Origin of the sequence: Duganella caerulea (assembly GCF_040362985.1) — a bacterium.
GTDB classification, from domain to species: domain Bacteria; phylum Pseudomonadota; class Gammaproteobacteria; order Burkholderiales; family Burkholderiaceae_D; genus Rugamonas; species Rugamonas vulcania.
The window spans coordinates 404,362-418,423 of record NZ_BPWJ01000003.1; the positions used below are offsets into that span (position 1 = coordinate 404,362).

The following is a 14,062-nucleotide window of genomic DNA, read 5'->3' on the forward strand; positions in this document are numbered from 1 at the left end:
AGGAGATGTGCATGAACGAGTCCCGACCTGAATCAATGGCGTCCTTCTGGATGCCTTTCACGAACAACCGCGATTTCAAAGCCCATCCGCGCCTGCTGGTATCGGCGGAAGGCATGTACTACAAGGACGTGGACGGCAACACCATCCTGGACGGCACCGCCGGCCTGTGGTGCGTGCCATGCGGCCACGCGCAGCCGAAGATCGTCGCCGCCGTGCGCGAGATGGTGGGCCAGCTCGATTTCGCGCCGACCTTCCAGATGGGCCACCCGGCCGCCTTCGACCTGGCCGAAAAGCTGATGGACTACACCAACCACAAGTTCGGCCAGGTGTTCTACACCAACTCCGGTTCCGAGGCGGTGGACACGGCGCTGAAGATCGCGCTGGCGTACCACAAGGCGCGCGGCGAGGCGAGCCGCACGCGTTTGATCGGCCGTGAGCGCGGCTACCACGGCGTGGGCTTCGGCGGCATCTCGGTGGGCGGCATCGCGGGCAACCGCAAGCCGTACGGCGTGATGCTGCCTGGCGTGGACCACCTGCCGCATACCCACAACCTGGAGAAGAATGCCTATACGCGCGGCGAGCCGGAATACGGCACCGAGCTGGCGGACGAACTGGAACGCATCGTCGCGCTGCATGACGCGTCGACCATCGCAGCCGTCATCGTTGAGCCGGTGGCCGGTTCCACTGGTGTGCTGATTCCGCCGAAGGGTTATCTGAAGCGCCTGCGCGACCTGTGCACCAAGCACGGCATCCTGCTGATCTTCGACGAAGTGATCACGGGCTTCGGCCGTTTGACCACGCCCTTCGCGGCCGACTACTTCGACGTCGAACCCGACATGATGACCACCGCCAAAGGCCTTACCAACGGCGTGATTCCAATGGGCGCGGTGTTCAGCAAGCAGTTCATCTACGACGCCTTCATGGAAGCGCCGGCCGGCATTGAGCTGTTCCATGGCTACACCTACTCGGGCCACCCGGTGGCCTGCGCCGCCTCGCTGGCGACGCTGGAAGTGTTCAAGGAACAGAAGATCCTCGAACATGCCGCCGGCATGGCCGAATACTGGGCCGACGCGGTGCACTCGCTCAAGGGCCTGCCGCATGTGATCGACATCCGCACCATCGGCCTGATCGCCGGCATCGAGCTGGCGCCTATCGCCGGCAAGCCAGGCGCGCGCGCGTTCGCCGCGTTCAAGCAGGCCTTCGCGGACGGCATCCTGATACGCACCACCGGCGACATCATCGCCCTGTCGCCGCCGCTGGTGCTGGAGAAAAAACACATCGACGAACTTTTCGGAAAGCTGACGACGGTACTTAAAAACTTAAACTAACGAGGAGAACACCATGCTGGTAGGCGTCCCAAAAGAGATCAAGAACCAGGAGTCCCGCGTTGGCCTTACCCCGGCCAGCGTGAAGGAACTCGTATTGCGTGGCCATCAAGTACTTGTACAAAAAAACGCCGGTGCAGCCATCGGCTTGAGCGATGCGATGTATGAAGGCGCCGGCGCCACCATCATCGAGGCGGCGTCCGAAATCTTCGCCCGCGCCGAGATGATCGTCAAAGTAAAGGAGCCGCAGCCGGAAGAATGCGCGATGCTGCGCAAGGGCCAGATCCTGTACACCTACCTGCATCTGGCGCCGGACCCGGAACAGACCAAGGCGTTGGTGGAATCGGGCGCGGTGTGCATCGCCTACGAAACCATCACCGGCGCCAACGGCGGCTTGCCGCTGCTGGCGCCGATGAGCGAAGTGGCGGGGCGCATGTCGATCCAGGCCGGCGCCGCGCATCTTGAAAAATCCAAGGGCGGCATGGGCCTGCTGCTGGGCGGCGTGCCTGGCGTGGCGCCCGGCCACATCGCCATCATCGGTGCCGGCGTGGTCGGCACCAACGCCTTGCAGATGGCGGTCGGCATTGGCGCGCGCGTGACGATTTTGGACAAGAACATCGACCGCCTGCGCCAGCTGGACCTCATCTACGGCAACCGCATCTCGACCATGTATTCGAACGCGCACTCGATCGAGGAAGCGGTGCTGGACGCGGACCTGGTGATCGGCGGCGTGCTGGTGCCAGGCGCTGCGGCGCCCAAGCTGGTGACCAAGGAAATGATCGCGCGCATGAAGCCCGGCGCGGTGGTGGTGGACGTGGCCATCGACCAGGGCGGATGCTTCGAAACCTCGCACGCCACCACGCACGAAAAGCCGACCTACGTGGTCGACGGCGTGATCCACTACTGCGTGGCCAACATGCCGGGCGCGGTGGCCCGCACGTCGACCTTCGCACTGAATAACGCGACCATCGGCCACGCGCTGGCGCTCGCCGACAAGGGCTGGCAGAAAGCGCTGAAAGCCAATCCGCATTTGAAGAACGGTTTGAATGTCTGTCTCGGCCACGTCACCTACGAAGCGGTGGCGCACGGCCTTGGCTATACCTATGTTGACGCGGACAGCCTGTTGGGCTGATTCCGAAATTTGAAAGAAGATCATGAGCGACCTGGACACCATCACCCATTACATCAACGGCAGTAAAGTCGATACGCAAAGCGGCCGCTATGCGGACGTGTTCAATCCCGCGCTGGGCGAGCCGGTGGCCAGGGTCGCCCTGGGTACGGCGGAGGAAGTCGACGCCGCCGTGCGCGCGGCGGAAAAAGCTTTTCCGGCGTGGTCCGCCACGCCGCCGCTGACGCGCGCCCGTGTTCTGTTCAAATACCTGCAGCTGTGCCAGCAGCACACCGACGAATTCGCGGCGATGCTGACGCGTGAACACGGCAAGACCTTCGCCGATGCGCAGGGCGAGGTGGCGCGCGGTATCGAGATGGTGGAATTCGCGGTCGGCATTCCGCAACTGCTGAAGGGCGAATTCACCGACCAGATCTCGCGCGGCATCGATGCATGGTCGATGCGCCAAGCGCTGGGCGTGGTGGCCGGCATCACGCCGTTCAACTTCCCGGTGATGGTGCCGATGTGGATGTTCCCCGTCGCGCTGGCATGCGGGAACACCTTTATCCTCAAGCCTTCCGAGCGCGATCCATCGCCGTCGCTGCTGCATGCGCGGCTGCTGAAGGAAGCCGGTTTGCCGGACGGCGTGTTCAACGTCATCCAGGGCGACAAGGTCACCGTCGATGCGCTGCTGGATCATCCGGTGGTGCAGGCGGTGAGCTTCGTCGGCTCGACGCCGATCGCCGAATACATCTATGCGCGCGGCTGCGCTGCGGGCAAGCGCGTGCAGGCTTTGGGCGGCGCCAAGAACCATATGGTCGTCATGCCGGATGCGGACATGGAGATGACCGTCGATGCGCTGATGGGCGCGGCCTATGGATCGGCCGGTGAGCGCTGCATGGCGATCTCCGTGGTGGTGGCGGTCGGCGATGCCGGCGACAAGATCATCGATGCACTGGCAAAGCGCACCGCCGCACTGAAAGTGCGCGACGGCATGGCGTCGGATGCGGAAATGGGACCGGTCGTTTCAAGCGCGGCCAAGCAGCGTATAGAGCGCTTGATCGGAGAGGGTGTGGAGCAGGGCGCCAAGTTGGTGGTCGATGGCCGCAATCACGTCGTTGCTGGGCGCGAGAACGGCTTCTTCATCGGCGGCACTTTGTTCGACCACGTCACGCCGGATATGACGATCTACAAGGAAGAGATTTTCGGCCCAGTGCTGTGCATGATGCGCTCGCCGGACGTGGGCAGCGCGGTGGAGCTGATCAACCGTAACGAGTACGGCAACGGCGTGGCGATCTACACGCGCGACGGCGGCGTGGCGCGTGAGTTCGTGCGGCAGATCCAGGTCGGCATGGTGGGTGTGAACATTCCGTTGCCGGTGCCGATGGCCTTCAACAGTTTCGGCGGATGGAAGCGCAGCCTGTTCGGCGACCATCACGCTTATGGCCCTGAGGGCGTGCGCTTCTACACACGCCACAAGGCGGTGATGCAGCGCTGGCCGAACACCGCAAGCGCTGGCGCAGAATTTGCATTCCCACAGATGAAGTAATCGCCACCACAGCCACCATGCATAGCCAGGAAATCGTATGATGATCGAATCTCTCAAATACATGCCCCAGCCGAAGGAAGCCAATGCCACACTGGCGGAACACTTCACCGACCTGGCTCCCGCGCTGAATGCGCGCCAGGCCGCGATCGAAAGCTCGCGCTGCCTGTATTGCTACGATGCGCCGTGCACGCGCATCTGCCCGTCCGATATCGACGTCGCCAGTTTCATCCGCAATATCCACGAGGGCAATGTCAACGGCGCCGCCGTCGGCATCCTGAAGCAGAATATCCTGGGTGGCAGTTGCTCGCGCGTTTGCCCGACCGAGATCCTGTGCGAAGACGCCTGCGTGCGCAATCACGATGCCGAAGGCCAGCCGGTGAAGATTGGCCTGCTGCAGCGCTACGCCATCGACAACATGACCATCACCGAGCATCCGTTCAAGCGCGCCGCCTCCACCGGCAAGAAGATCGCCGTCGTCGGCGCGGGTCCCGCAGGCCTGTCGTGCGCGCACCGCCTGGCGATGCTGGGCAACGACGTGGTGATCTACGAGGCGAAGGAAAAGTCCGGCGGCCTGAATGAATACGGCATCGCCAAGTACAAGCTGACCGATAACTTCGCGCAGAAGGAAGTCGACTTCCTGCTGCAAATCGGCGGCATCGAAATCAAGCATGGCCAGACGCTGGGCGGCAACGTGCAACTGAAGGACTTGCACGCGCAGTACGACGCCGTGTTCCTCGGCCTGGGCCTGGGTGCCAGCAAGCAGCTCGGCCTGACCGGCGAGGACGCACCAGGCCTGCTGGCCGCCGTCGACTACATCGCCGCACTGCGCCAGGCCGATGACCTGAGCAAGTTGCCGCTGCCCGCGCGCGCCATCGTCATCGGTGCCGGCAATACCGCCATCGACATGGCGGTGCAAATCCAGCGCCTTGGCGCGGAGGAGGTCACGCTGGTGTACCGGCGCGGCTTCGACGCGATGAGCGCCACCGAACACGAACAACACATTGCGAAAGAAAACCAGGTCCGCATGCGCACCTGGGCCCAGCCGCAGCAAGTGCTGCTGGACGAAGCGGGCCGCGTGCGCGGCATGCGCTTCGAGAAAACCGCAATCACCAACGGTCGTCTGGCCGGCACCGGTGAGACTTTCGAGATCGCGGCCGATGCGATCTTCAAAGCCATCGGCCAGGGCATGGACGAAAAGAGCATCAGTGATCCACTGGCGAAAACGCTGAAACGCGACGGCGACAAAATCCATGTCGATGATCAGTTCCGCACAGTCCTGCCGCGTATCTACGCCGGCGGCGACTGTGTGGCGCCCGGACAGGACCTGACCGTGCAGGCGGTACAGCACGGAAAACTGGCGGCACACGCCATTCATCAAGACATCAACGGTATGAAGGAGGCTGCATAATGGCTGACCTGAGCATAGAATTCTGCGGCATCAAATCCATCAATCCGTTCTGGCTGGCCTCCGCGCCGCCGACCGACAAGGCCTACAACGTGGTGCGCGCATTCGAGGCGGGTTGGGGCGGCGTGGTGTGGAAAACGCTGGGCGAGGATCCGGCCGCGGTCAACGTGTCGTCGCGCTACTCCGCGCATTACGGCAAGAACCGCGAAGTCATCGGCTTCAATAACATCGAGCTGATTACCGACCGTTCGCTGGAGATCAACCTGCAAGAGATCACGCAGGTGAAGAAGGACTGGCCGGACCGCGTCATCATTGTTTCGCTGATGCTGCCGTGCGAAGAGAAACTGTGGGCCGATATCCTGCCGCTGGTGGAAGCCACCGGCGCCGACGGCATCGAGCTCAATTTCGGCTGCCCGCACGGCATGCCGGAACGCGGCATGGGCGCGGCAGTTGGCCAGGTTCCAGAATACGTGGAGATGGTCACTCGCTGGTGCAAGACGCACTCCAAGCTGCCGGTCATCGTCAAGCTCACGCCCAACATCACCGACGTGCGCGCACCGGCGCGTGCGGCCAAGGCGGGCGGCGCGGACGCGGTCTCGCTGATCAACACCATCAACTCGATCACCCACCTGGACCTGGACCAGATGGTGGCCTTCCCCATCGTGGGCGGCGCCAGCACCCACGGCGGCTACTGCGGTTCGGCGGTCAAGCCGATCGCGCTGAACATGGTGGCCGAGATCGCGCGCGATCCGCAGACCAGGGGCTTGCCGATTTCCGGCATCGGCGGCATCGGCAACTGGCGCGACGCGGCGGAGTTCATGGCGCTGGGTTCGGGCTGCGTGCAGGTCTGCACCGCCGCCATGTTGCACGGCTTCCGCATCGTCGAAGAGATGAAGGACGGCCTGTCGCGATGGATGGACGAGAAGGGCTACAAGAGCATCAGCGAATTCGTCGGCAAGGCTGTGCCCAACACGACGGACTGGAAGTACCTGAACATGAACTATCAGGTGATCGCGCAGATCAACCAGGACGACTGCATCAAGTGCGGCCGCTGTTATGTGGCTTGCGAGGATACGTCGCACCAGTCGATCGCGCAGCTGATCGACGCGGCCACCGGCACGCGCACGTATGAGGTGATCAAGGAGGAATGCGTGGGCTGCAACCTGTGCGAAATCACCTGCCCGGTGCAGGGCTGCATCACGATGGTGCCGCAGGAGACAGGCAAGCCATACATGAACTGGACGCAGGACCCGCGCAACCCACGCGCGGAGAACATCAAGGCGGCGGAAACGGTATAAACGGTATAAGGTACGGAACTTGCAGCGATAGAAGGATACATAACCCTTTGGAGAAAGCCCCGTGAGCAAAGAACTCCCTGGCAGCACGCAACTCTGGAACGAAGACCTGGCCCCGACAACGGCGGCGCAACGTACATGGCGCTGGTATCACTTCGCCGCGCTGTGGGTCGGCATGGTGATGTGCATACCGGCCTACACGCTGTCCGCCAGCCTGATTGAAGGGGGCATGTCCGGCTACCAGGCCGTGCTCACGGTGTTCCTTGCGAACGCTATCGTTTTGCTGCCGATGCTGTTGATCGGCCATGCCGGCACCAAGTACGGCATTCCGTATGCGGTGCTGGCCCGTTCGTCGTTCGGCACCGCCGGCGCGCGGCTGCCTGCGCTGATGCGCGCTATCGTCGCCTGCGGCTGGTATGGCATCCAGACCTGGTTCGGCGGGCAGATGATCTACACGCTGCTCGGCGTGATGATGGGCGGCGAAATCGGCGGCGCCAAGATCGCGGGCCTCGGCATCAACGGCGCGCAGCTGCTTTGCTTCCTGGCTTTCTGGGGCGTGCAGTTCTGGTACATCGTGCACGGCATGGACGCGATCCGCAAACTGGAAACCTACACCGCACCGCTGAAGATCCTGATCTGCTTCGTGCTGCTGGGATGGGTCTACAACAAGGCCGGCGGCTTCGGCGACCTGCTGTCGGCGCCTTCGCAGTTTGTCGAAGGAGGCAAGAAGGCCGGCCAGTTCTGGTCCACCTTCTGGCCTTCGCTGACGGCGATGGTCGGCTTCTGGGCCACGCTGGCGCTGAACATTCCCGACTTTACCCGCTTCGCCAAATCGCAGCGCGACCAGGTGCTGGGCCAGTCGGTCGGCCTGCCGGTGCCTATGGGCCTGCTGGCGATGATGGCGGTGATCGTCACCTCGGCCACGGTGGTCTTGTACGGCAAGGCGATCTGGGATCCGGTCGACCTGTCCAGCCGCATGACCGGCGCCGCCGTGCTGGTCGCGCTGCTGATCCTGTTGATCGACACCGTCTCCGTCAACCTGGCCGCGAACCTGGTCGGCCCGGCCTACGATTTCTCGTCGCTGGCGCCGAAGCAGATTTCGTACAAGGTGGGCGGCTACATCACCGCCGCCATCGCGATCCTGATGATGCCGTGGAAGATACTGGAATCCACGCAGGGCTACATCTTCACCTGGCTGATCGGCTATTCGGCGCTGCTGGGCCCCATCGCCGGCATCCTGATCGTCGACTACTACCTGGTGCGCAAGACCGAGCTGAATGTCGGCGAACTGTATCGCGAGGACGGCCAGTACTCATACGGTAACGGCTGGAACACGGCCGCGCTGGTGGCCTTCGTGGCCGGCGTGCTGCCGAATATCCCGGGCTTCCTCAACGCCGCGTTCCCCGCGTCCTTCCAGGATGTGGCTTCCGGTTTTAAAACCATCTACACCTACGCATGGTTTGTGGGAATCGCTGTTTCCGCGCTGGTGTATGGAGTTATGATGAAGGGCAAAGCGGTACCCGCGGTGCGGGCCGCCCATCCCTAAAAGAGATTCTTGGAGACGTCTATGACAACTATCATCCGTGGCGGCACCGTCGTCAACGCCGACCGCGCTTTTCGTGCCGATGTGCTGTGCTACGGCGACAAGATCGTCGCCGTGGGCGAAAACCTTGAGGCGCCGCATTCGGCCAAGGTGATTGACGCCAGCGGCCAGTACGTGATGCCGGGCGGGATAGACACGCACACCCACATGAACCTGCCCTTCATGGGCACCGTGACGCAGGACGATTTTTACACCGGCACCGCTGCGGGCCTGGCCGGCGGCACCACCACCATCATGGACTTCGTGATACCGGCGCCGAAGCAGAACCTGATCGAGGCTTATCACCAGTGGCGCGGCTGGGCACAGAAGGCGGCCGGCGACTACACCTTCCACGTGGCGATCACCTGGTGGGATGAGACGGTGCATCGCGACATGGGCATCCTGGTGCGCGACCATGGCGTCAACAGCTTCAAGCACTTCATGGCGTACAAGAACGCCATCATGGCCGACGACGAGACGCTGGTGAAGAGCTTCCGCCGCTCGCTGGAACTGGGCGCGATTCCGACCGTGCATGCGGAGAACGGCGAGCTGGTTTATCAACTGCAGCAGGACTTGCTGAAGAAGGGCCTGACCGGACCGAGTTCGCATCCGCTGTCGCGACCACCGGCGGTGGAGGCGGAGGCGGCCAACCGCGCCATCGCGATCGCCAATGTGCTTAACACGCCGGTGTACATCGTCCACGTCTCCTGCGCCGAATCGCTGGACGCCATCACTCGCGCGCGCGCCAACGGGCAGCGTGTGTACGGCGAGGCGCTGGCCGGCCACCTGGTCATCGACGACAGTGTGTACCAGAGCGAGGACCTGGATTACGCGGCGGGCCATGTGATGAGCCCTCCGTTCCGCAGCAAGCATCACCAGGCCGCGTTGTGGCATGGTCTGCAGGGCGGCAATCTGCACACCACCGCGACCGACCACTGCACCTTCTGCGCGGAGCAGAAGGCGGCGGGCAGGGACGATTTCACCAAGATCCCGAACGGCTGCGGCGGCGTCGAGGACCGTATGTCGGTGGTGTGGGACGCCGGCGTGAACACCGGTTTGCTGACGCCGTCGGAATTCGTCAAGGTAACATCGACCAACGCGGCACAGATTTTCAATATGTATCCACGCAAGGGCGTGATCGCCGTCGGCGCCGATGCCGACATCGTCGTCTGGGACCCGGAAGGCAGCCGCACCATATCGTCGCTGACGCAGTTTGCCAAGGGTGGTTTTAACGTATTTGAAGGCCGCACCGTGCGCGGTATCCCGAGCACCACGCTGGCCGCCGGCAATGTGGTGTTCCATCGCGGCGTGCTGATGGCGGTGGAGGGCGCGGGCCGTCATATCGACCGCCCGGCGTTCAAGCCGGCGTCGGCGCGCTAAACAAAGAGGAGCAGGGTAATGAGCGAAATGCGCATCAATGGCGACCGCCTGTGGGCGGCGCTGATGGAACTGGCACAGATAGGTGCCACCACCAAGGGCGGCGTCAAACGCCTGGCCCTGACGGACCTGGACAAGCAGGGCCGCGACCTGGTGGTCGGCTGGGGCAAGGCCGCCGGCATGTCGGTCACGGTCGACCAGATCGGCAATGTCTTCATGCGCCGCGACGGCACCAACAACGCGCTGCCGCCGGTGATGACCGGCAGCCATATCGACACCCAACCGACGGGCGGTAAGTTCGACGGCAACTACGGCGTGCTGGCCGGCCTGGAAGTCGTGCGCACGCTGAACGATTTGAAGATCAAGACCGAGGCGCCGATTGAAGTCGCCTTCTGGACCAACGAGGAGGGCTCGCGCTTCGTGCCGGTGATGATGGGCTCCGGCGTGTTTTGCGGCGCCTTCAGTCTGGAGACGGCCTACGCCGCCAAGGACACCGAGGGCAAGACCGTTGGCGAGGAATTGGAACGCATCGGCTACAAGGGCACGCAGGTGCCGGGCGACCATCCCATCGGCGCCTACTTCGAAACCCATATCGAACAAGGCCCGGTGCTGGAGGATGCCGACAAGGTGATCGGCGTGGTGCCTGCGGTGATGGGCCTGTCCTGGTACGACTGCGTGGTGAGCGGCATGGAAGCCCACGCCGGCCCAACGCCCATGGGCCTGCGCAAGGACGCGCTGCAGGTGTCCACCAAAATCATGCAGGAGGTGGTGGCCATCGCCAACCGCTATCCGCCGTATGGACGCGGCACGGTGGGCATGGTGCAGGTGTTCCCGAACAGCCGCAACGTGATACCGGGCGAAGTCAAATTCAGCATCGACCTGCGCAACGTGAACGATGAGCTGCTCAACACCATGCACGAGGAGATGCTGGCCTTTATCGACAAGACCCGCGGCGAAACCGGCTTGAAGATTTCGATCGAGCGCGTGTCGTACTACCCGCCATGTCCATTCCATCCGGAGTGCGTGGACGCGGTGCGCAACGCCACCGCCAAGCTGGGATATTCGACCATGGACGTGGTGTCCGGCGCCGGCCACGATGCGATCTACGCGGCGCGCCTGGCGCCGGCGGGCATGATCTTCGTGCCTTGCAAGGATGGCATCAGCCACAATGAGATCGAAGACGCCAAGTCCGAGCACCTGGAGGCGGGCTGCAACGTTCTGTTGCATGCGATGCTGGAGCGTGCCCGTATAGTTTGACCGTCGCGGGGCCGGGGAGCATACTGGCTAAAGTCACGCTCTCCCGGCTTCCAACATGATAGAACCACCCCAATCCCAGGCGGCGGCGCTGGAGACAGGCTGCCCCGCGGTCACGCTGGAAAGCATCTCCGATGCGGTCCTGGTACTGGACCGTAGCTGGAACATCCGCTACATGAACGGCAACGCGGAGCGCCTGCTGCAGGTGCGGCGCGAGGAGGTGATGGGCCGGAACGTGTGGGAGGTCTTCCCGGAGGCGGTCGACGGCCCTTACCACCGTGCCTACCAGCAGGCGGTGGAGACCAACAGTCCTGTGGCGTTCGAGGAGCATTATGTGCCGCTCGACCTGTGGACCGAGATTCGCGCCTATCCATCGGAAGCCGGCCTGACGATCTACTTCCGCGACATCAGCGAGCGCAAGGCCGCCGAGGCCCAGATCCACAGCATGGCCTTTTACGACCAGCTCACCGGCCTGCCGAACCGTCAATTGCTGTTGGACCGCGCCGGCCACGCGCTTTCGCTGGGCCACCTGGGCGCGATGTTGTTCATCGACCTGGATAATTTCAAGACCATCAACGACACGCGCGGCCACGACAAGGGAGACATGCTGCTGCAGATGGTCGCGGCCCGCCTGCGCGCCGAGGTGCGCGGCTGCGATACGGTGGCGCGCTTCGGCGGCGATGAGTTCATCGTGCTGCTGGAGGATCTGGGCGCCACGGAGAACGATGCCGCCACGGCGGCGCAGGAGGTCGCGCACAAGATCGTCCATGCGTTCGGCGAGCCGTTCGCGATCGACGGCACGGACCACCACAGCACGCCCAGCATCGGCATCACGGTGTTCAGCGGCGGCAATGTGGACGAGGTGTTGAAGCGCGCCGACCTGGCCATGTACCAGGCCAAGGCCGCGGGACGCAACACCGTTTCTTTCTTCGATCCGGCGATGCAGGCACGGGTCAGCGCACGGGCGGCGCTGGAAGTCGACCTGCGGCGCGCGCTGGGCAACGGCGAATTCGTGCTGCACTACCAGCCCTTGATGTGCGTGGATGGCGCCATGGCCGGCGCGGAGGCGCTGGTGCGCTGGAGCCATCCGCAGCGCGGGATGGTGCCGCCTGCCGATTTCATACCGGTGGCGGAGGAGTCGAACCTGATCCTTCCGTTGGGCCGATGGGTGATGCGCGAGGCCTGTGAGCGGCTGGCGGCGTGGGCTGTCGATGCGCGCACGGCCGGGCTGGAGATGGCGGTCAATGTCAGCGCCTCGCAGTTCCACCGGCCGGATTTCGTCGAGCATGTGCTGGAGACGCTGGCGCAAACCGGCGCGCGCGCCGACAGGCTGCGGCTTGAATTGACGGAGAGCCTGCTGCTAAAGGATGTCGGGGGCACTGTCGAGAAGATGCAGCGCCTGCGTGCCGCCGGCGTCAGCTTCGCGCTGGACGATTTTGGCACCGGGTATTCGTCGCTGTCGTATCTGCACCGGCTGCCGCTGGATCAGCTGAAAATAGACCGCTCCTTCATCTGGGGCGCCGCAAAAGAGGACAGCGGCGCCGCCATCGTCCGCATCATCGTCTCGCTGGGCAAGGCCCTGAATATGTCGGTGCTGGCCGAGGGCGTGGAGACGCAGGCGCAGCTCGACTTTGTGATTGCGGAGGGATGCCAGTATTATCAAGGCTATTTGTTCAGCAAGCCGCTGCCCGAACCCGAGCTGTTGGCGCTGATCGCAAACTTGTAAATCGATGTATTCAGATCCGCAGCAAGCCTACCTCGATGGAAACCACCACATGGCCGCCGGCGATTTCGCCGTAGCGGAGGAATGCTACCTGCAGGCGCTGGTGTTGGAGCCCATGCACGGCGCGGCGCGCGCCAACCTCGGATACCTGAAGGAGCGGCAAGGCGCGCTGGCGGAGGCCGAATTCCATTATCGGCTGGCGCTGGCGCTGATGCCCGATCATGCGCAGCTCCACCAGAATCTCGGCGTGCTGCTGTTGAAGGAAAAACGCTTCGATGAAGCCGAGGCGGCGGCACGTGCGGCGACTGAGTTCGCGCCCGACTCGCCGGCCGCATGGAGCCAGCTGGGCGTGCTGCTGGCGTGCGTCAAGCGCGAGCGGGAGGCCGAGCAATGCTATCGCCGCGCGCTGATGCTGGATCCGGATCATGCGCGGACGCGTTTCAACCTGGCCTACGTGCTGCTGCGCCAAGGCCGGTTTGAAGAAGCCTGGCCGCTGTTGGAGGCGCGCTGGCAGTTCGACTCTTTCGCGCGTACCTTCGCCTGTCCACGCTGGGAGGGCGAGGCGCTGCTGGGCAAGGCCATCGTGATCGTGCTGGAGGCGGGGCAGGGCGATATGATCCACTTCTGCCGCTACGCCTCAACGCTGAAGGAGCGCGGCGCGTCGCGCGTCGCCGTGATATGCCATGCAGGGTTGAAGCGCTTGTTCGCCACGCTGGCCGGCGTTGATGAGGTGTATGCGCTGGATGATGCGGTGCCGGCCGATGGCTGGAACTATTGGACACATCCGATGCGCCTGCCCGCCGTGTGCGGTGCGGTGGCGGTGCCCTATCTCGCGGCGGAGCCGGAGCTGGTGCGGCACTGGGCCACGCAGCTGCCGGCGCAAGGCTTACGCGTTGGCCTGGCGTGGAAAGGCAATCCGGATTTCGAGAACGACGCGGATCGTTCGCTGGCGTCGTTGCAGGTTCTGGCGCCGCTGGCTGCGGCGCCGGGAGCGCATTTCGTCAGCCTGCAAAAAGGGCCGGGCGAGGAGGACGCGCTGGCGCCACCCGACGGCATGACGCTGCAGGCCATCGGCCCGCAGCTGCGGCATTTCGCCGACACGGCGGCCGTCATCGCCAACCTCGACCTGGTCATCAGCGTGGACACGGCGGTGGCGCATCTGGCCGGCGCGATGGACAAGCCATGCTGGCTGCTGCTGCCCGACTATCGCTGCGACTGGCGCTGGATGACGGAGCGCAGCGATACACCTTGGTATCCATCCATGCGCCTGTTCCGCCAGCCCGAGGGCGGTGGCTGGGCGCCGGTGATCGCCGAAGTGGCCGCCGCGCTGGCTGAATTTTGCGGACGTATGCCGGCGGCCAGCGATCAGGCGTAGCTGGGCAGGGCGCCCGCAGCATCCGGGCGGCTCACGATCAGGCGTAGCTGCGCAGGGCGTCGCGCGGCA

10 protein-coding genes are annotated in these 14,062 nt (G+C 63.9%); all 10 read left to right on the forward strand.

Annotation, left to right across the window (positions count from 1 at the left end):
• The first annotated feature begins 11 nt into the window (after positions 1 to 11).
• The 10 genes from aptA (at position 12) to ACUJB0_RS11145 (ending at position 13,993) form a co-directional block, all read left to right on the forward strand.
• Positions 12 to 1,328 (forward strand): omega-aminotransferase AptA, encoded by a 1,317-nt coding sequence (gene aptA, locus ACUJB0_RS11100; protein ID WP_444845276.1) that lies wholly within the window; start codon positions 12 to 14, stop codon positions 1,326 to 1,328.
• Positions 1,329 to 1,341: 13 nt separating this feature from the next.
• On the forward strand, positions 1,342 to 2,457 hold the full coding sequence (ald, locus tag ACUJB0_RS11105; RefSeq protein WP_444845277.1) for an alanine dehydrogenase: 1,116 nt from the start codon (positions 1,342 to 1,344) through the stop codon (positions 2,455 to 2,457).
• A 22-nt stretch (positions 2,458 to 2,479) separates the two neighbouring features.
• The gene (locus ACUJB0_RS11110) at positions 2,480 to 3,982 is read left to right on the forward strand and encodes a CoA-acylating methylmalonate-semialdehyde dehydrogenase (protein ID WP_444845278.1); all 1,503 of its coding nucleotides are present in this window, start codon (positions 2,480 to 2,482) and stop codon (positions 3,980 to 3,982) included.
• Between the two features lie 37 nt (positions 3,983 to 4,019).
• Positions 4,020 to 5,390, forward strand: coding sequence for an NAD(P)-dependent oxidoreductase (locus ACUJB0_RS11115; protein WP_444845279.1), 1,371 nt, complete (start codon positions 4,020 to 4,022; stop codon positions 5,388 to 5,390).
• Positions 5,390 to 6,685 (forward strand): NAD-dependent dihydropyrimidine dehydrogenase subunit PreA, encoded by a 1,296-nt coding sequence (gene preA / locus ACUJB0_RS11120; protein WP_444845280.1) that lies wholly within the window; start codon positions 5,390 to 5,392, stop codon positions 6,683 to 6,685. The genes ACUJB0_RS11115 and preA overlap by 1 nt, the downstream gene beginning before the upstream one ends.
• 61 nt (positions 6,686 to 6,746) lie before the next feature.
• Complete coding sequence (locus ACUJB0_RS11125) at positions 6,747 to 8,228, forward strand: NCS1 family nucleobase:cation symporter-1 (protein WP_161083802.1); 1,482 nt, start codon at positions 6,747 to 6,749, stop codon at positions 8,226 to 8,228.
• Between the two features lie 21 nt (positions 8,229 to 8,249).
• Complete coding sequence (hydA, locus tag ACUJB0_RS11130; RefSeq protein WP_444845281.1) at positions 8,250 to 9,644, forward strand: dihydropyrimidinase; 1,395 nt, start codon at positions 8,250 to 8,252, stop codon at positions 9,642 to 9,644.
• Between the two features lie 18 nt (positions 9,645 to 9,662).
• Entirely contained in the window at positions 9,663 to 10,898 is a 1,236-nt protein-coding gene (locus tag ACUJB0_RS11135) for a Zn-dependent hydrolase (protein ID WP_444845282.1), read from the forward strand.
• 55 nt (positions 10,899 to 10,953) lie between these two features.
• The gene (locus ACUJB0_RS11140; RefSeq protein ID WP_444845283.1) at positions 10,954 to 12,621 is read left to right on the forward strand and encodes a putative bifunctional diguanylate cyclase/phosphodiesterase; all 1,668 of its coding nucleotides are present in this window, start codon (positions 10,954 to 10,956) and stop codon (positions 12,619 to 12,621) included.
• A gap of 4 nt (positions 12,622 to 12,625) precedes the next feature.
• A complete protein-coding gene (locus ACUJB0_RS11145; protein WP_444845284.1) occupies positions 12,626 to 13,993 on the forward strand; it encodes a tetratricopeptide repeat protein in 1,368 nt (455 codons plus the stop codon).
• Positions 13,994 to 14,062 lie beyond the last annotated feature (69 nt).